This is a genomic window from Legionella drozanskii LLAP-1, from assembly GCF_001467585.1.
GTDB classification, from domain to species: Bacteria; Pseudomonadota; Gammaproteobacteria; order Legionellales; family Legionellaceae; genus Tatlockia; species Tatlockia drozanskii.
This window is the reverse complement of the sequence record NZ_LNXY01000008.1, coordinates 17,783-36,850: the sequence shown is the minus strand read 5'-3', so window position 1 is coordinate 36,850 and position 19,068 is coordinate 17,783. Positions and strand designations below refer to the sequence as shown.

The following is a 19,068-nucleotide window of genomic DNA, read 5'->3' as shown; positions in this document are numbered from 1 at the left end:
TACTGATAAAAACTTAAACAAAAATTAAGGCGTCATTTAATCAAATGACTTAAGTTATATACAAATTGAAATCAAGTATGCCACTTTCTTGTCTAAACTTATATTCCTTAATTAATTCAGTCCAATAAATAAATAAATAAAAAAGACTAATCAAACAAAAAATCATTATAAAAATTTTAACAAAACTGCGAAGATTCTGAATTGGGGTTGGCTTAAAATTATAATGATAAACAACGAATAAAGCGCAGGCGGCACCGAGCAAAATGCCCCCTACCACATCAGTTAACCAATGAACCCCAAGTATCATCCGGGATAATGATTCTAATAAAATTAAAGTTAATGCAGATACTACAACTAACCACTTATAGTGCTTGATTTGTTGAGTAATGATCAGGGATAAAAAAATTAAGTAGGATGAGCATAAACTAACATGGCGGCTTGGAAAAGCAAATTTGTTCAACTGAATAAACACATCTGGGCGAGGAATTGCTAAGCTATTTTTAAAAAAAGAAGCTAGCAACATTGCTAAAATGACCACGATGATAAAATGCAGACTAAATCGTTTTTGCCGTTGAAAAAAGAAACCAGTTAATAGAACGGTTGGAATAATGACATATTTATCACCCAAAAGAGAAACCAACAGGGCAATATATCTCAGGAAAGAAAATGGTAATTTATTTTCAACGTATTGATTTAAATACGCATTAAGTTGCGCGACAGGAATATACCAATTCACAGCAGCAATAAGAAATAAAAATATAAGACAACATACAATACCTCCCATTAAATAATACTTATTGTTCGCATCATTAATGGAATTTTGCATGAACATCCCTTATTTATAATTTCCATTAAGGCTACATAACCTGATTTCGCAACCAGGTTATGTTCTTGCTAAATAAGACTACTATTTAAATCCATGTGGTGACATTTTTTATGTAAAATTTCAGCACTTCCTGGGTGAGACTCTCTAAGAACAAACAGAGATACAAGCAAACTTATAAAATAACAGGCAGGTAAAATAAATAAAGCGTAATTGTAGCTTTGTACTGGATAGACCGGTACATCGTTAACAATGGTCCATCCACTACTGTGATGGAGAAAGACACCAACTAGCGGCTGAAAAATTGCCCCACCTAATAATACTGCGAGATTATTAAATCCTGAGGCAGTACCAACCAACTCCGGCGGGTTATTATCTTTTACTACTGCAAAGCTTACCGTTTGACCGCCGGCACCGAAACCAAACATAAACAATACAAGATACATCCAGTTAATTGGAACATTCGGTAAATACAGCAGCATAAGCGTTGAAACCAATCCAAAAACCGAACTAATACTTAAAGCTAAGCGTCGACTATAGAAGCGGTCGCTGACCCAGCCTAACAAAGGACTTCCCACACCAATACCTAACCAAATCATTGAACAGAGCCCAGAAGCGACAAGAACACTTACTTGATATTTTTGCTGTAAATAGGGAACTCCCCATAGTGCAGCAAAAACGGCTATTGGTGTCCAAATGGTAAACGCATAAGCACCTATTATCCAGGTATAAGAACGATGACAAACACTTAAAAGTCGCTGCCATTCATCTTTAAACTGGCGTTGCGGTCGCTCCTGAGTTGTCTGATGAGGATAATCTCTTATCACAAACCAAATGAGAGCGGCTAAAGCTAATCCAATAAAAGCCAGGATAAAACTGGCATAACGCCAGCCTACCAGATCGATTAACTTGGCAAGCGGCATCTCCCCAAACATAGCGCCAACGGAGCTCATAAGCTGAGCGATACCCGCAAGAATAGCAAACTGTTGTGGAGGAAACCAACGCGATACTAAGACTAATACCCCGATAAAAGAAAAAGCTGATGCCATACCGATAAGGAAACGGCCAAGGGCGGCAGTATATAAACTATTTGTCGAAGCAAAAAAGAATGAGCCTATCGCACAGGTGATTAAGGCAAAAGTCATTAATTTTCGCGGGCCATAACGGTCAAAAAGCAAACCGGCTGGCAGTTGCATGGGAGCATACGCATAAAAATAAAAAGCCGATATAATTCCAAAGCCTGCTGCACTCACTTGAAAACTTTTCATCATTGAGTCAGCCATGACACTAGGCGCTACCTGCAATACGAACTCGTACAGATAAAAGGTAGCGGAGAGTAAGAAAACAACATAAGCACTAAATTTGCTAGGTTGTTGATTGTTTAAAGTTTGTGTGTTCAAAGGAGTATCTTAATTGGTGAAAAACAACATTACACCCTAAGCGAATTTGATTTGTCAATGCCCCCAGGATAGATTGCCCCTAATATTGTAATTTGCTTCGCTCCAGTGATTTGACTCATATTAAGTGGAATCTTGTTTAAGGTTTTTTCAGCCAGCCAAGCAAACATTAAAGCCTCAATAAAATCGGGGCTAATATTAATTGCATCTGTGCTTTTTACGGGCATCTCAGGGGCTAAGTTGGCTAGGGAATTAAGCAAAGAAGTATTATGAGCGCCGCCACCGCAAATAAAAATTTGCTTAGGTGCTATAGATTCTTTTTTTATTCCTTGCACAATTGTTGTTGCCGTTAACATTAATAATGTTGCCTGTACATCCATTGGAGAATATTCAGCGTCTAGATAATTGTTTAGCCAGGCGAGAGAAAAATATTCTTTACCAATACTTTTGGGTTGTTCACGCTTAAAATAAGGATCAATCAGCATTTTATTTAATAAGGGCTCAATGACTTTTCCTGTTGATGCCCAAGCACCAGCTGCGTCATAATCAAGACCAAGATTTTTTTGGATCCAGGCATCCATTAAGCAGTTGCCCGGACCTAAATCATATCCACTCACAGTCATTTCATTTGGCATATAAGTCACATTGGCAATGCCGCCGATATTGACGATGGCGATTGGGAAGTTTTGCCCTTTAAAAAGAGCTTGATGATAAATAGGAGCAAATGGAGCTCCCTGTCCGCCAACAACCATGTCACGTGTTCTAAAATCCGCAACAACTGTTATGCCGGTTAATTCAGCAATGGTATGAGCACAACCTAGTTGTACCGTGTAGGGGATATCTGCGGTCGCATCGTGACAGAGAGTCTGACCATGACTACCAATCGCTTGGATCGCTTCTCCTGGAACCTTAACTTTGTCCTTAAGCTCAATTGCTGCACTGGCAAACTCTCTTCCTAAAAGAGTATTTAATTGACTGTAGGCCTTTAAACTATTTAATTCTCCGCTTAATACCGCATTAAGATAGTGTTTTGCTTTTGCGCTATAGGGACGGGTAAGGCCAGCGATAAACTGATTAGTTGACAAATCAACGAGCGCAGCGTCGATACCATCCATACTTGTTCCCGACATTAATCCTATAAATAATTTTTTGTTATTTGCGCTGCTCATTTTGGTCCTCTTCTGATTTTCCATTCGTAGGTTAAGCCAAAGCCCACCTCACTTGATACAAATTACACTCTTTTAGGAACTTTAAAACAACGATAGAAATTTTCTGTGGTTTGCTGAGCAATCTCTTCATAACTAGTCTGACGTAATTCACTCAAAGCAATTGCAACGTATTTAACAAGCGCAGGATGATTTTGTTTTCCTCGAAAAGGAACAGGCGCCAAATAGGGTGAATCGGTTTCGATTAAAAGCCGATCTTTGGGAATTTTCTTAGCCACTTCATGCAAAGCGGTGGCATTTTTGAAAGAGACAATCCCTGATAACGAAATATAGAAATTCAAATCCAAGGCTCGTTTTGCAATAGCCCAATCTTCAGCAAAACAATGCATAACTCCACCAACCTCCTGGGCATTTTCTTCTTCCATAAGTCGCAGAGTATCATCCGCTGCTTGACGTGTATGAATAATAAGAGGCTTTGCCGTGGTCAGCGATGCTTGAATATGAGCACGAAAACGCTGTCTTTGATGTTCCTGGGCTATTTCTGTTTCTGTACGATAGTAATCAAGCCCTGTCTCACCTATTGCAATACAGTCAGGATGCTTTGCTAAATTGACCAGCGTGGCTGCTGAAGGTTCTTTATCGATCTCACTGTTTGGATGCAAACCTACCGAAATACTGATCTCAGGATGGTTGTCAGCAAGTTGGCAAAGCACTGGGTAATCTCCAAGCTCAACGCAGACACAAAGAAAATGTTCAACGCCATTCTCTTTAGCTTTCACCAATACTTTTTCTAGGTCATTATCAAATTCGGTTAGATCAATAAAATTCAGATGGCAATGTGAATCTACTAGCATAATATTAAAGTCAATTAAAGGAACTAAGAAGATTTTAGCACGCGGCCTAAGGTTGGCAAAACTAAGCATTGAGCAAATCCTAATTTTATAAGCTAAAGTTAACAACAGAACAATAAACTGTTTTCAAGGAAGGAGATATCATGACTGCGCAATGCTTTGATGCGATTGTTATAGGAACTGGCCAATCTGGCCCTTCTCTTGCTGTCCGACTTGCAGGCACTGGATTAAAAGTTGCCATCATAGAACGAAAAAACTTTGGTGGTACTTGCGTCAATACCGGTTGCATTCCTACTAAAACCCTAATCGCCAGCGCGGAAGTTGCTCATCTCGCTCATAGAGCAGCTGAGTTCGGAATTGATATCGATGGGCCCATCAAAACAAATTGGAAAAACGTTAAAGCACGTAAAGATGCCATTGTTCATAAGGCTTCTCAGGGTGTTGAGCAATGGTTGCGGAATACACCAAATATTACTGTGTTTAACGGCCAGGCAAAATTTGTCGACAATTATACCGTCACCGTGAATGATCAACATTTGACCGGCGATAAAATTTTTATCAATGTTGGTGCGCGTGCATTTGTGCCTCCTATTAAAGGTCTCAGTGAAATTGACTACTTAACGAATTCATCTATTTTAGATCTGGAGACATTCCCCGAACATTTAATTGTCATCGGTGGAAGCTATATTGGCCTCGAATTTGCTCAATCATTTAGCTTCTTTGGTTCAAAAGTAACCGTTATTGAAAAAATGCCTCGCCTTATTCCACGCGAGGATGAGGATGTTTCCGATACCGTCTTAAAAATTATTAAAGACGCCAATATCGATGTACATTTGAACACAAGTTGCTTTGAATGCACCCAATCGGGGCAAGACGTTCATGTTCATATCGGAGATGAAAACAATAAATCAGTCATCAAAGGAACTCATGTATTAGTCGCTATTGGTCGAATACCCAATACGGATGATCTAGGCTTGGAAAATACAGATATTAAATTAGATCAACGTGGTATCGTTGTAGTGGATGATTTTCTTGCAACTTCCGTATCGAATATCTGGGCAATTGGTGAGTGCAATGGTAAAGGGGCATTTACTCATACCTCCTATAATGATTACCAAATTGTTGCGGATAATTTGTTGAATCATACTCAACGTAAAGTCACCGATAGAATTACCGCTTATGCCCTCTATATCGATCCTCCATTGGGCCGCTGCGGTATGACCGAAGCTGAAATTCGTCAGAGGGGCTATAATGCCCTCGTCGCGAAAAGACCCATGTCGCAAGTTAAACGGGCTGTTCTTAAAGGTGAGACGACTGGTTTTATTAAAATATTTGTGGATGCTGATAGTCAAAAGATCTTAGGTGCAGCGATTTTAGGGGTTGGCGGTGATGAAATTATCCATTCTATTCTGGATGTTATGTATGCTGATAAACCTTATACCTTGATTAGAGATGCTGTCCATATACACCCTACAGTTTCAGAGCTAATTCCTACCACCTTAGAGCAATTATCACCTTTGGATAAATCTTAGCTGAGTAATACACTAATCCCCCAAATCACAATTCCCCAATCCATCTGCACTCCAATGAGCATTAATAGAGCGGACGGTCAAACAATCCCGATCCGCACATAAGCTCGTTGCGGGATTGATATGACAGATATTATTAAAATCATCCTCGCTAGTAGAAATTGAAATAGCCTTTGTTCCCCGAGGTAAAGTAGTAAACCCGTCTCTCTGATCAATATTTGCGGCAACAATCCAATTTGTTTGTGAGCCATCTAAGTTGTAACGCAGAACTAACCGTCTAATTGGACCTAACTCCCCTGCTGAAAAATTAACTGTTACGTCCATGGGCAGCGCATCAGTAATCGTCTGAACTGTTTTATCTAAGATATCTACTTTTTGGGGTATTGGATAGTTTTCTCCCTCTGGCCTTCCTCCGTATTGAAAAGGATTAAAATTAAAATTATTCATAATAACCCAGGCATTCGCGTTAATGCTGGCAATCGTGTTGGCATTCCAATCAAAGGGAATGGAAAAACGCTTGCTTGCATGAAGAAAAGCTTGACCAATGACTGGAGGCACAGTGATAAAAAACTCCCTTGGTGTGGCATCAACAAAATTAGAATCAAGATAACGATCATTACGCAAATGAGAAAAATTAAGTTGTAAACTAGCAAGATCTTCTTCTAAATCTCTGACATCAATATCCGAATTTCTGTAAAAATCGATTAAAGAATTCAATGCATTAACCGCAGCGGCCGTTTGTGCTGCCGCCATAATACTTTCAGGCTTGGCACCTACATTATTGTTTAAACTAAAACCTAAACCCCATAATTCGCCGTTATTAAAAAACCCGCCATTATTGCGAACAGTTTGCCATATTTTTAGGGCTGTTCCTCTGCCAAACCAATTATCGATTGTCTCAACGCCTAAAGCTGAAATAGCCCATAAATTAGTACTGACCGCTGTAAAACTTGCACGGAATGATCGGCCTGGCTGCCAATCATCGGTTGCTGAGGGCGTCAAGGCAATGCCACCTGTTATAAAAAGGCCATTTTCCACATCAAAACTGCCATTATAAAGAAAATTCAATAGGCCTAAAGTGCGGAAGCCATTGATTGTCCGGCCACCATATAACATGATATTGATACTCGCAATTGCTTGCCTTACTTCCACGGTCTGAATTGTTTTTTGCAAAATAGCTTTTAATATTTGTAAGCCTGCTAACACTTCAAAATTATCCTCGATGGAGATTTCTCCCAGTTGCAGGGGCACTTGAATTCCTTGTGTACCCAGGGGTGCGAAATAGAATGCACCAATCCCCGTTTGCATAAATCCAAAAGGAATTAGGCTATTAATTGCATTTTGCAGGGCTAAGGAATTGAGCGGAATTCGACCATTATCTAGTATAAATTCTGCTTGTAAGGGGCCGATGAGTTGTGCCCAAGCATTTTTACCTGTTAAGGGCCTGAAATCAGACCAAGTGGTAATAAAATTAAAAAAGGCGGGAAAATGATGGCCCTGCTCAGCAATACTGGCATCCAAAAGATTAAAATCTCGCCTGATAAAATCTTGGAATCTACCATTAAAAAAGGGATCTTTATTAAAGAAATTGATTGCCAGCCGTTGAAAACTGAATGCAAAATTGGGATTAAAAATGGGGGTTTTATTACCGTAGAGAAAGGCCAATCCTGTTGCACGATTAATTGGATTCATGATGTAAAGTAATTCATTTAAGATTAAAATCTTGGCTCTCTCAGGGGCTAAAAAACCATTTTTTGCCGCCAAAGCTAGTGCAATTTGCCGAGTAGCCCCATGATAAATATCAGTAGCATATCTAACCGTTGTCCGTTCAATTTGTGCCTGCGCCTGTAGCCATTCGAGTTCTGTCCCCTCCAAAGGAGGTAAGCCTCGACCTAAGATAGCAAAAGGCGTAAACAGAGTATTAACTACCGTACAACTATTATTTGCAGTGCAAATAAAATCACCGAAATAAGCATCAATATCTTCTTGAGTGCCAAGAAAAAAGCTGAGAGGAACAAGTTTGCGCTCAGGCGTGGCAATTAACATTTTATTGGAGACAATAAAGTTCACAAGCTGCCTAATGTCAGTGTTGTTAATGGTTTCTGACAGGCAAAAAGTACTAAAAAATAAGCAGGTGGCAGCGCAAAGAATTTTCCATTTTTTCATTTATAATAGTCTCGCAATGTCTACTTCATTTGAGCTATTAATTTACATTCAAAAATCAGACCTATTTTTTACCCTCATTGTGCCCAAGTTTGCCCGGCACACCGTTGGATTGCAAAAAAGTGAAGGTAATTTCCTAAAGCATACTGCAAATGCTGAGACATACCTAAAGGTAGGTGGACTAATTACGATTTTTCGTTTTAAGATGAGCTTTTATCATATTAATCAACCCGCCCTTCTTAAGCATTTCTTTTTGTCGTTCAGAAAGAGAATGCGTTACTTCAATCTCTTTATTATTAATTTTAATTTTGAATTCATGATGATCTAACTGTTTACTGAGATAATCAATTTCAACGATGTCATTTAATTGAATTGAGTCATAATCCGCAGGGTTTTTAAACACCAAAGGAAGAATGCCAAAGTTAATTAAATTCTGCCAATGAATACGAGCAAAACTCTTGGCAATCACTACACGCAAACCTAAATATCTTGGAGCTAAGGCCGCGTGCTCACGGCTTGATCCTTGGCCATAGTTGTCTCCGCCAATAATGACATGACCCGTTTTGTGTTTTTTTGCCCGTTCTGGATAATCTTCATCAATATGAGTGTAAGTAAATTCACTAATTTTGGGGATATTGGAGCGATAAGGAAGTACTTTCGCTCCTGCTGGAGAAATTTCATCCGTTGAAATATTATCACCAACTTTCAATAAAACAGGCAATTTAAATATTTCGGGTAAAGCATCAAGCTCCGGTAGAGAAACTATATTTGGTCCTTTAACTAACTTAACTGTTTTGGCTTCGTCTAGAGGCAAAGGGAGTTCAAAACAGGCTTTATCTAAAATTCGATGTTTGGGCATTTTAATTTGAGGATAGGCAGTTTTTAATGCTCGAGGGTCGGTAATAACTCCAGCCAAAGCCGAAGCAGCCGCTGTCTCAGGACTGCAAAGAAAAACTTTATCATCTTTGGTTCCGGAGCGATCGGGGAAATTACGCGGAACAGTACGCAAACTGTTTTTATCGGTCGCTGGAGCTTGCCCCATTCCAATACAACCATTACACCCCGCTTGATGTATACGCGCTCCAGAATGAATTAGGCTACCTAGATGGCCATCTCTGGAGAGCTCTTCAAGAATGGTTCGAGAGCTGGGATTAATATCAAACGAAACATTATTTTTTACGGTATGTCCTTTAACTATTTCGGCAGCAATTGCAAAATCGCGATAGCCGGGATTCGCTGAGGAGCCGATATAAGCTTGATAAATTTCTTCGCCGGCAATATCAGTCACAGGAACAACATTACCAGGGCTTGAAGGTTTTGCGATAAGCGGCACAAGACTTGATAAATCGATTTCCTCATCTTTATCATAGGTCGCGTCCTTATCCGCTTTTAACTCTACCCAATCCTGTTCTCGCCCTTGGCTTTGCAAAAATTCGCGGGTAATTTCATCAGAAGGAAAAACCGTCGTTGTTGCGCCTAATTCTGCACCCATATTGGCAATGACATGGCGGTCCATAGCAGACAGATGTTTTAATCCCTCACCATAATATTCAATCACATAACCAACCCCACCTTTCACATCATGGCGACGTAACATTTCTAAAATAACATCTTTAGCACTGACCCAGTCAGGTAATTTTCCCGTTAACTTAACGCCCAGTACTTTGGGCATTTTGATGTAGAGTGGATATCCCGCAATAGCCATAGCAACTTCTAATCCTCCTGAACCAATGGCAATCATTCCTAATGAACCTCCGGCACAGGTGTGGCTATCAGAGCCGGCAAGCGTTTTACCAGGCTTACCAAAATTTTGCATATGAACGGCATGGCTAATACCATTACCAGGACGGCTAAAATAAATACCAAATCGCTTTGCGGCACTGGCTAGGAACAGGTGGTCATCGGGATTTTTATTATCTTCTTGAATTAAGTTATGGTCGACATATTGCACTGAAATATCGGCTTTCGTACGCTCTAACTCCATCGCTTCTAATTCAAGCATGACTAAGGTACCCGTTGCATCTTGGCAGAGTGTTTGGTCGATTTTCAATGCGATCTCTTTGCCAGGCTCCATTTTGCCTTCGAGAAGATGAGCTTTAATGATCTTTTCAGTGACATTCATTTGGCATCGTCCTTGTGAATTGCTTTATTGACTATATATAGCATAGCAAAAGGTGGAATTGAGGGTGGGTTTAGGGAATGAATTTGTTGGGCCAAGATCCAACCTGCGCTGGTTTGACCTATTACACCTGACGCCTAGCCTCTAAGACATTTGGAATTTGTTCTAACTTGCTCAACAAGCGAGAAAGGCTATTTAAACCATCAATTTCCACGGTCAGGGTAATAAAGGCGGAGTTGTCTTGTTTGTTAATTTGCGTTTGTAATGCATAAACATGCGCTTTTTCGTTAGAAAGCAAGGACGTCACGTCTTTTAAAAGCCCAGTTCGGTCAAATGCTTTAATTAATACATCAACAACATAATGATCGCGAGTCGCGCTTCCCCAACTGACTTGTAAAAACCGTCGTCTTTGCCTTTCACTCGCATGAATAATATTCGGGCAATCCTGGCGATGTACCGAGACACCTCGCCCCATGGTGATATACCCAATTACAGGATCACCAGGCACCGGTTGGCAACAACGAGCCATGTGGGTTAAGAGATTTCCTACTCCTTCAATACGTAAATCCCCACCTCGAACTTCTGGTTTTGCATGAGGTTTCACCAGATTCTGAATCACTGGTGTATCCGCTTCGGCAGGAGATAAGCGGCTAAGAATTTGTCCTAATTTAATATCACCACGTCCTAAGGCTGCGAGTAAATCATCCAAACGTTTAAAATTGAAAGAGGAAACGACATCATGCAAGCGATCGGTTTTAATGCCCAAAGCTTTCAGTTCTTTATCAAGAATTTCATGGCCTTCGGCTTTGTTTTTGTCATAATCCTGCATCTTAAACCAATGCAAAACTTTCGCTTTTGCACGGGAGGTTTTCAAATAATTGAGGTGGGGATTTATCCAATCTCTTGAAGGGCGCTCATCTTTACCAGTCAGCACTTCAACCCGATCACCGGTTCGCAAAGCATAGGTTAAAGGAACGATGGAACCGTTCACTTTTGCACCTCGGCATCGATGCCCAATTTGACTGTGAACATGGTAGGCAAAATCCAAGGGGGTAACGCCCTGCGGTAGATCGAGAACATCACCATCCGGAGTAAATACATAAACCCTATCTTCTAGAAACTCAGTTTCAATGGCTTCAGATACTCCTCTCGAGGTAGCCATTTCTCTATGCCAAGCTAATACATCGCGAAGCCATTCAATTTTACGTTCATGACTTTCCTTTTCTGGCCCGCCACCCTCTTTATATTTCCAATGAGCAGCGACGCCCATTTCCGCTAAATCATGCATCTGAAAAGTACGGATCTGCACTTCAAATACACGTTTTTCAGGGCCTTCTACCGCAGTATGAAGTGATTGATAACCATTCGGTTTAGGATGAATAATATAGTCATCAAATTCAATAGGAACTTGTTTCCATAGAGAATGGACCATTCCAAGCACCTCGTAGCATTGTTCTTTCGTTTCGACGAGGACACGCACCGCAGTCGCATCGTAGATTTCATCTAAGGAAACGTTTTTGCGTTTCATTTTGCGATAAATACTGTGTATATGTTTAGAGCGACCGTAAACTGCAAAATGATGAGCACCGGTAGCCTGAATTTGTTTGTTTAATTCGGCAACTATAAGATCTACATAACGATCTCGTTCCAATCGCTTGGCTTTTAAGCCTTTCGCAATCGACTTATATTCGTCGGGATGTAAATGGCGAAAAGCTAAATCCTCCATTTCCCATTTGATAGCCCCAATACCTAAACGATTAGCTAAAGGCGCATAAATTTCCATCGCTTCGGTTGCTATTTGCTTGCGCATTCCTTCAGGCAGCTGAGAAGAAGTCCGTAACACACAAAGACGCTCTGCTAATTTAATCAATACAACTCGTACATCATCGACCATGGCAAGGAGCATTTTGCGAGTATTATCGATTTGATGTTTGTTTTGTGGATATTTGCTAAGTGCTTGCAAATTATGCATAGCACTCATTTTTTCAATACCTTTTACTAGTTTTGCAATATTTGAACCGAGTTGTTCCTCGACGTCATCCAGTGACAAATCATCATAATGAACGTTTTCAAAAATAATAGCGGCAGTAAGTGTTTCCTGATCAACCTCTAAATCGGCCAAGATGTCTGCCATGGCCAAGCCTTGCTGTAGACAGGATATTCCTGTCTCAGTAGCATGATCATGGCCTGCTAATTGACTTAAATTACAGGCATTGCGAATTAAATCTAAGTCTTGAAAATACCCTTTAGAGCCTAGTTGGTGGAGCCATTGTTCAACATCTATACCACCGTCAGTTAACCAGGGAGTATCCTCTTTAACTTTAACCATTTACTGTTCATCCTTTTTCAAATAAGGCGATGGATTCTACATGTGCAGTATGTGGAAACATATCCATAACGCCCGCTGCTTTTAACCGGTATCCTTTGTGGTTAACTAAAATATCACTATCTCTAGCCAAAGTAGCTGGATTGCAAGAAACATAAACAAGTCGTTGAGGATTAAGTTTATTGATTTGTTTTACAATTTCTAATGCACCAGATCGTGGCGGATCAATTAAAAGTTTAGTAAATTGCTGCTTAAATAGTGTCGATAATGTATTAATTTGTTCTAAATCAGCGCAAAAAAATTGCGTATTCATTAAATTATTTAATTCTGCGTTCATTTTAGCGCGTGAAACCATTGTATCACTGCCTTCAACTCCAATCACCTTAGCACAATGTTTAGCCAGTGGAAGAGAAAAATTTCCTAGCCCACAAAACAAATCCAAGACCACATCGTCTTCAGTTAAAGCCATCAATTCCAGTGCCAGAGAAACCATTGATCGATTGAGGCCTGCATTAATCTGAGTAAAATCGGTGGGATGGAATTGGAAATGAACGCCTTCATTCGGCAACGCATAGCGGAGAAACTCTTGGCCATCTTCAGGATAAAATAAAGTGACCGTATTAACCCCGCCTGGCTGAAGGAACAAACGAAATTTGGATTCATAACCAAAATGGCGAAGTTTCTCTTCATCGTTAGTGCTAAGAGGCTTCAAATTACGAAAAATTAAAGCGATCTCCTCATCCCCTGCTGCAACTTCTACTTGAGCAATGATGTTTGGATCATCAAGGGAATTAATTAATTCTCGTAAGTTAACGATTTGTTGATCAATTTGTGCATTTAAAACTGGACATTGATTAATTTCAGTAATAAATCGTGGATTATTTTTCTCTCTAAATCCCACTAAAACAGTTTGTTTTTTTTCTACGTAACGAGCACTGAGACGTGCTTTGTTGCGATAATGCCAATGATTGCTGGTTAATGGCTCAAGAATTTTTTCGGGTTCACAATGGCCAATACGTTGCAATAAATCAAGCAGTAAAGTTTGTTTTTCATGAATCTGAGCTTGTTCGTTCAGATGTTGCAGTGAACATCCGCCACAGAGATTATAATGCGGGCAACGGGGTTCCACGCGCGCAGTGGAAGCAGTAGAAATGGATACTAGCTTTCCTTCGTCAAAATCACTTTTCATGCGGGTGTATTGAAATGAAACTTGTTCTCCAGGAAGCGCGCCCTGAATAAAAGTAGTTTTACCATCAACTCGAGCGATGCCTCGACCATCGTGACTAAACTTTTCAATCTCTGCTGTCTTAATTGTTAACGGTAAGCGTTGGCGTCTTTTACTCATTATTTAGTCTCTTAATCATATGAAATAAATCTGGCTAAATATTGTGATAGCTACTAGAAAAATATTAAGAATTTTAGAGTGTGGAAGGATACCACAGGCAATTGCTTCCTGTCATGTCGAAAAGTCACCGATAAAAGATTCTACAATATAAGTAACAGGGTAAAAAAGCTGATGTTTATGACTATTGCTATTATTTCTCATTCAGATTGTTTATTACATAACATGGGACCCTTTCATCCTGAGCAGGCAGCACGTGTCCAAGTTATTGGAAAGCAATTGAAACAGAGTGGCTTATCGCAAATTCTAAAAAATTATCAGGCGCCTTTAGTGAAAGAAAACCACTTATTGGCGGTACATAGTAAAGAGCATATTAACAACCTATTTCATGCCTCCCCTGCGCGAGGAATAATTGACTACGCACCAGATGTTTATATGAATCCATATTCGTTAACTGCAGCTCTGCGTGCTGCTGGTTCAGCTATTTTAGGTGTTGACTTAGTACTCAATCAAGAAGTGAATCAAGCCTTTTGTAATGTGCGCCCGCCTGGACATCATGCTGAAAGAGGAAACGCTATGGGATTTTGCTTTTTTAATAATGTCGCAATTGCAGTATCCTATGCCTTGGAGCACTACCAACTTAAACGCATTGCCATTGTTGATTTTGATGTCCATCATGGCAATGGGATAGAAGATATTTTTCGCAATGATCCGCGCGTTTTATACTGCTCTTCTTTTCAACATCCCTTTTATCCTTTTAGCGGCGCAGATACCAAAAGCTCTCATATAATTAATATTCCTCTTCCTGCCGGTACGGGCAGTCAAGTTTTTCAACAAAAAACTGCAGAATTTTGGTTTGATAAAATAAAAGAATTTAAACCCGAATTAATATTTTTCTCAGCAGGTTTCGACGCCTATATTGACGATGAAATGGCTAACTTGTTACTCACAGAAAATGATTATTTATGGATTACTGAAAATATAAAAAAAATTGCTGATCAATACTGTCATGGTCGTATTGTTTCGGTTTTAGAAGGCGGGTATTCATTGCAAGGTTTAAAATCGTGCGTGATTGCTCATATTCAGGGATTGAATAAAGCCTTTTAGAAATCACCACTATCTCTTTCAAAAGACCCACTAAAATGTTGCTCACATTGCAAGCTGTCGATCCCCGTGAATCGACCACGGGGTTCATTTTAAATAGAAAAAAGGGTTATGAACCTAGCGGTAAGGTTCACTGCCTTACAATGCGCGGCTAGATGCAATTTAAAGAGCTTCATAAATCGCAGCGGCGCCCATACCAGTACCAATACACATGGTGACCATACCATAACGTCCTTTTGTTCGGCGCAGTCCATGAAGCAAAGTTGCCGTGCGGATAGTACCAGTCGCTCCTAAAGGATGACCTAAAGCAATTGCCCCACCTAAAGGATTTACTTTATCTCTTGGCAATCCCAACTCCTTAATAACCGCTAAGGACTGGGCAGCAAAAGCTTCATTAAGTTCTATCCAATCAAGCTGGTCTAAGGTTATCCCCGCTTTTTTCAAGGCTAAAGGAATAGCACTAATAGGCCCAATACCCATGATCTCAGGAGGCACACCCGCAATCGCATAACTCAGTAAACGTCCCATTGGTTGTAAATCATAGTCTTTAAGTGCTTGTTCAGACGCTAATAAAGCGATCCCCGCACCATCACTGGTTTGAGAACTATTACCCGCGGTGACAGTACCCTTTAAAGCAAACACCGGGCGCAAACGTGAAATTACCTCATAGGAGGTATCAGCACGTGGACCCTCGTCCTCAGAAATGATTCTTTTTTTATCGACTACTTCTGAGGTTTGTAAATTGGCATGACGTACCGTAATCTCAACAGGAGTAATTTCCGCTTTAAAATCTCCACGTTGCTGGGCCGCTACTGCACGTCGATGACTTTCTGCTGCGAATTCATCTTGTTGTTCGCGAGTTATTTCCCATTGCTTTGCCACATTCTCCGCAGTAATACCCATTCCATAAGCAATCGCTACATGTTCATCATTAAAAATTTCAGGGTTAGCAGTATATTTATTGCCGCCTAAAGGCACCATTGACATCGATTCAACACCACCGGCTAAAGCAAGTGACATATCGCCTTGGCGAATAGAAGCTGCTGCGGTTGCAATGCTCTGGACACCAGAAGAACAAAAGCGATTGATCGTCATTCCCGGCACTGACTGGGGTAAATCAGCACGCAATAAAGCAATACGCGCCACATTCATTCCCTGTTCTGCTTCAGGCATTGCGCAACCGATGACCACGTCCCCAATCGCTTGCCAATCCACTGTTTGGTTACGATTTCTTAGTGTCCTAATAGTATGTGCCAATAAATCATCCGGCATTGTATTTTTAAATACCCCTCTTGGCGCTTTACCAACAGGAGTACGTAACACATCAACTACGTATACATTTGTCATAGCTAAAATCTCCTATCTTAATTGCGCAATGGTTTGCCAGTTTCTAAAAGATGAGCAATACGAGCTTGTGATAAAGGGTTCGCTGCGAGTGCCATAAATGCTTCTTTTTCTAAATGAAGCATCCATTTCTCATCAACTAACTCACCTTGATTCACTTCGCCACCACAAATAACTCTTGCTATTTGATTGGCAAGATAATAGTCGTGTTGAGAAATAAAGCCACCTTCAAGCCAGTTGACTAATCCGGCTTGCAAGCGCGCATGACCTTCACGACCTGCCACTTTAAATCGAGCTTTTAATGGTGGTTGATAATTAGCAGCTTGCAAGGCTTCTATTTCAGCCAAAGCCGCGTACAAGACTTCATTCGTATGCATTAGCCAAAAATCGGTAGAACGTAAATAACCAAACTGTTTTCCTTCAGCAGCTGATCCTGCAACGGATGCTGTAGCAATCTGCTGGAAATAAGGTTGGATGAAGGCCATTAAATCCGCCTCTTGTGTTTTACCCGCTGCACGCATTGCCATTTCTTTGCAGCCACCACCGGCTGGCAACAGACCTACACCAACTTCGACTAAACCTGGATAAGATTCGAAAGCAGCCACCACAGAATCGCAATGCATCATTAACTCACAACCACCGCCCAACGCACGACCCCGAAGTGCTGCGACTACTGGAATCATTGAGTATTTTAAGCGCATAGCTACTCGTTGAAATTGACTAATCATCTCATCCAAGGCATTCATTTTTTTTGCTTGTATTAATTCAGCCACACCCCGCAAATCAGCTCCAGAACAGAAATTCGATGGATCAGTTTGATAAATAATGAGTCCTTTGCATTCCTTTTCCGCTTTTTCTATGGCTTCATGTAGACCGTCTAACACCGCTTGCCCGATTGTATTTGCCTTCGATTTAAAATTAACTACGGCGACATCGTCTTTAAGATGCCATAAATGAACTCCCTCATTTTCAAATAGAGTTGATTTTGGATGTGAAGTTTCTTTTAATACTCGATCAGGGAAAAATTGGCGATGATAAACTGCTAACGGGCTGCGAGGCTTATATTCGTTTTCTTGAGGTGAATAGGCGCCTTTATTACTGTAAAAACCATCTATTTTATTCAACCAATCAGGTAATTGAGCTTCGCTTAAATTTTCTTTAGAGGCTATCGCTTTATTTATACTTTCCAGCATTTCCGAAAATCCAGCAGTTTGCCAAGTTTCGAAAGGCCCCTGTTGCCATCCAAATCCCCAACGAAGGGCTAAATCAACATCACGCGCATTGTTTGCAATGTCTTGTAAATGATAGGCGCAATAGTGAAATAGATCACGGTAACAAGCGGTGATAAATTTTGCCTGCTTATCGTTAGAGGCCATCAATAATTGCATGCGTTGTATGGGATCTGAGGTTTTCATAATCCCTTTTAATTCCTGACTAACCTCAGCTTTTGCTGGGTGATAATTACCAGACTCAATATCAAATACCTCAATGGCTTTACCATTTTTACGATAAATCCCCTGGCCCGATTTTTGTCCTAAATGCCCTTCTTTAATCAGTCCAACCAGCCATTTTGGTAATTTGAAACTATCATGCCAGGGATCATTTTCTAACTGCTCTTCCATGGTACGAACGACATGTTGCATCGTGTCTAAACCAACAACATCCATGGTTCGGAATGTGGCCGATTTTGGTCGACCTAGCAAAGGACCTGTCAGCGCATCAACCTCATCCAAACCTAATTTCATTTTTTCAGCATGATGTATCGTTGCTAATAAAGAAAAAACACCAATGCGATTGGCAATAAAATTAGGAGTATCTTTGGCACGCACAACCCCTTTTCCGAGTCGGCTAGTTAACCAAGTTTCTAAATGATCTAATAAATGCGGCGCTGTAGAGTCAGCAGGTATTAACTCAGCTAAATGCATATAGCGTGGTGGGTTAAAGAAATGTACGCCGCAGAAATGTTCGCGAAACGTTTCAGGTAATACTGTACTGAGTTGATTAACACTTAAACCAGAAGTATTGCTCACTATAATACAATGCTTGTTCAAATGGGGAGCAATACGACGATATAAATCTTCTTTCCAATCTAAGCGCTCTGCAATGGCTTCGATGACTAAATCACAATCAGCCAAATCATTTAAATTTTGCTCATAGTTTTTAGCTTGCAAAAAAGCAGCTGCCTGTGGTGTTCCTAAAGGCGCAGGTTTTAATTTACCAAGATTAGCAATAGCTTTATCAATCAATGCATCGGGAGAACCTTCTTTCGACGCTAAATCAAACAACAAGGTTTCAATTCCTGCATTCACGCAGTGTGCTGCGATTTGTGCCCCCATAACACCAGCACCAAGAACAGCTACTTTTTTGATATAAAATGGTTCCTGCATGATTCACGTCCTTTGTTGAAATATGGAGTTTAGAGATGTTTTATCTAGAGTAATGCTATTATAACAACGAAGCAACCACATCAGCGGTAAAGCCTTCTCCCACGCAACGAATCTGAACAACGGATAGCATTCTTCACGGGAGAAGGTTGGGGAGATGAAAATCACCATTAGCCTGACGGCAATGGGCCTTCACCCTGGGGGGCGTCACTTTTTTTTTGAACAAAAATAGGTGTTGCTCCAATCAGTAGCTCGATCCGTTCGGGCTGAGTCCTTCGAGAGCCTCAGGATGCTCGGGTGCGCGTAGCGCTGTCTCGAAGCCTTGGTGCAGAGCAACCTTCGAGTGCCTCAGGACAGGCCTTCGAGACGTCGCTGGCTCCTCCTCAGGCTGAACGGTTCAGTAAAACACTGGATTTGGCTCGAAATATTATTCAAAAAAAAGTGAAGATACCTCAAGCTTTCACCCAACCTTCCTAGCATCTGAATCAGGCTCGAATTCCTGGCTTAAGGTCCCCCACCT

13 protein-coding genes are annotated in these 19,068 nt (G+C 40.6%); 3 read left to right on the top strand and 10 right to left on the bottom strand.

Annotated features, from left to right (window positions below):
- Nucleotides 1–49: 49 nt before the first annotated feature.
- The 4 genes from Ldro_RS03660 to Ldro_RS03645 form a co-directional block, all read right to left on the bottom strand.
- Entirely contained in the window at nucleotides 50–826 is a 777-nt protein-coding gene (locus Ldro_RS03660; protein ID WP_058495073.1) for a phosphatase PAP2 family protein, read from the bottom strand.
- Nucleotides 827–894: 68 nt separating this feature from the next.
- Nucleotides 895–2,223 (bottom strand): MFS transporter, encoded by a 1,329-nt coding sequence (locus Ldro_RS03655; RefSeq protein WP_058495072.1) that lies wholly within the window; start codon nucleotides 2,221–2,223, stop codon nucleotides 895–897.
- Between the two features lie 29 nt (nucleotides 2,224–2,252).
- Nucleotides 2,253–3,389 carry an anhydro-N-acetylmuramic acid kinase gene (locus tag Ldro_RS03650; RefSeq protein WP_058495071.1) on the bottom strand — a complete coding sequence of 379 codons (1,137 nt, stop codon included), beginning with the start codon at nucleotides 3,387–3,389 and terminating at the stop codon, nucleotides 2,253–2,255.
- 62 nt (nucleotides 3,390–3,451) lie between these two features.
- Entirely contained in the window at nucleotides 3,452–4,240 is a 789-nt protein-coding gene (locus Ldro_RS03645) for a TatD family hydrolase (RefSeq protein WP_058495101.1), read from the bottom strand.
- 140 nt (nucleotides 4,241–4,380) lie between these two features.
- On the opposite strand from Ldro_RS03645, the gene Ldro_RS03640 reads away from it, so the two are divergent.
- On the top strand, nucleotides 4,381–5,769 hold the full coding sequence (locus tag Ldro_RS03640) for an FAD-containing oxidoreductase (RefSeq protein ID WP_058495070.1): 1,389 nt from the start codon (nucleotides 4,381–4,383) through the stop codon (nucleotides 5,767–5,769).
- Between the two features lie 12 nt (nucleotides 5,770–5,781).
- On the opposite strand, the gene Ldro_RS03635 is transcribed toward Ldro_RS03640, so the two are convergent.
- The 4 genes from Ldro_RS03635 to rlmD form a co-directional block, all read right to left on the bottom strand.
- Nucleotides 5,782–7,932, bottom strand: coding sequence for a hypothetical protein (locus Ldro_RS03635; protein WP_058495069.1), 2,151 nt, complete (start codon nucleotides 7,930–7,932; stop codon nucleotides 5,782–5,784).
- A 178-nt stretch (nucleotides 7,933–8,110) separates the two neighbouring features.
- Nucleotides 8,111–10,051, bottom strand: a complete 1,941-nt coding sequence (locus Ldro_RS03630; protein ID WP_058495068.1) for an aconitate hydratase — start codon at nucleotides 10,049–10,051, stop codon at nucleotides 8,111–8,113.
- A gap of 121 nt (nucleotides 10,052–10,172) precedes the next feature.
- The gene (gene relA, locus Ldro_RS03625) at nucleotides 10,173–12,377 is read right to left on the bottom strand and encodes a GTP diphosphokinase (RefSeq protein ID WP_058495067.1); all 2,205 of its coding nucleotides are present in this window, start codon (nucleotides 12,375–12,377) and stop codon (nucleotides 10,173–10,175) included.
- A gap of 7 nt (nucleotides 12,378–12,384) precedes the next feature.
- Complete coding sequence (rlmD, locus tag Ldro_RS03620; protein WP_058495066.1) at nucleotides 12,385–13,719, bottom strand: 23S rRNA (uracil(1939)-C(5))-methyltransferase RlmD; 1,335 nt, start codon at nucleotides 13,717–13,719, stop codon at nucleotides 12,385–12,387.
- 177 nt (nucleotides 13,720–13,896) lie between these two features.
- Here rlmD and Ldro_RS03615 point away from each other — a divergent pair, with 177 nt between their 5' ends.
- Nucleotides 13,897–14,823, top strand: a complete 927-nt coding sequence (locus Ldro_RS03615) for a histone deacetylase family protein (protein ID WP_058495065.1) — start codon at nucleotides 13,897–13,899, stop codon at nucleotides 14,821–14,823.
- Nucleotides 14,824–14,982: 159 nt separating this feature from the next.
- Here Ldro_RS03615 and Ldro_RS03610 read toward each other — a convergent pair whose 3' ends face one another.
- Nucleotides 14,983–16,167 carry an acetyl-CoA C-acyltransferase gene (locus Ldro_RS03610; RefSeq protein ID WP_058495064.1) on the bottom strand — a complete coding sequence of 395 codons (1,185 nt, stop codon included), beginning with the start codon at nucleotides 16,165–16,167 and terminating at the stop codon, nucleotides 14,983–14,985.
- Between the two features lie 17 nt (nucleotides 16,168–16,184).
- Complete coding sequence (locus tag Ldro_RS03605; protein WP_058495063.1) at nucleotides 16,185–18,551, bottom strand: 3-hydroxyacyl-CoA dehydrogenase/enoyl-CoA hydratase family protein; 2,367 nt, start codon at nucleotides 18,549–18,551, stop codon at nucleotides 16,185–16,187.
- Nucleotides 18,552–18,845: 294 nt separating this feature from the next.
- Between Ldro_RS03605 and Ldro_RS03600 the strand changes: the two genes are divergently transcribed.
- Nucleotides 18,846–19,025: a hypothetical protein gene (locus Ldro_RS03600; RefSeq protein WP_058495062.1), complete on the top strand. Its 180-nt coding sequence runs from the start codon at nucleotides 18,846–18,848 to the stop codon at nucleotides 19,023–19,025.
- The last annotated feature ends 43 nt before the right edge of the window (nucleotides 19,026–19,068 follow it).

Bases quoted from the DNA above. Each gene is read 5' to 3' on its own strand.
- Ldro_RS03660 (WP_058495073.1), bottom strand. From the start codon at position 826: ATGCAAAATTCCATTAATGATGCGAACAATAAGTATTATTTAATGGGA.
- Ldro_RS03650 (WP_058495071.1), bottom strand. From the start codon at position 3,389: ATGAGCAGCGCAAATAACAAAAAATTATTTATAGGATTAATGTCGGGA.
- Ldro_RS03645 (WP_058495101.1), bottom strand. From the start codon at position 4,240: ATGCTAGTAGATTCACATTGCCATCTGAATTTTATTGATCTAACCGAA.
- Ldro_RS03640 (WP_058495070.1), top strand. From the start codon at position 4,381: ATGACTGCGCAATGCTTTGATGCGATTGTTATAGGAACTGGCCAATCT.
- Ldro_RS03635 (WP_058495069.1), bottom strand. From the start codon at position 7,932: ATGAAAAAATGGAAAATTCTTTGCGCTGCCACCTGCTTATTTTTTAGT.
- Ldro_RS03630 (WP_058495068.1), bottom strand. From the start codon at position 10,051: ATGAATGTCACTGAAAAGATCATTAAAGCTCATCTTCTCGAAGGCAAA.
- relA (WP_058495067.1), bottom strand. From the start codon at position 12,377: ATGGTTAAAGTTAAAGAGGATACTCCCTGGTTAACTGACGGTGGTATA.
- rlmD (WP_058495066.1), bottom strand. From the start codon at position 13,719: ATGAGTAAAAGACGCCAACGCTTACCGTTAACAATTAAGACAGCAGAG.
- Ldro_RS03615 (WP_058495065.1), top strand. From the start codon at position 13,897: ATGACTATTGCTATTATTTCTCATTCAGATTGTTTATTACATAACATG.
- Ldro_RS03610 (WP_058495064.1), bottom strand. From the start codon at position 16,167: ATGACAAATGTATACGTAGTTGATGTGTTACGTACTCCTGTTGGTAAA.
- Ldro_RS03605 (WP_058495063.1), bottom strand. From the start codon at position 18,551: ATGCAGGAACCATTTTATATCAAAAAAGTAGCTGTTCTTGGTGCTGGT.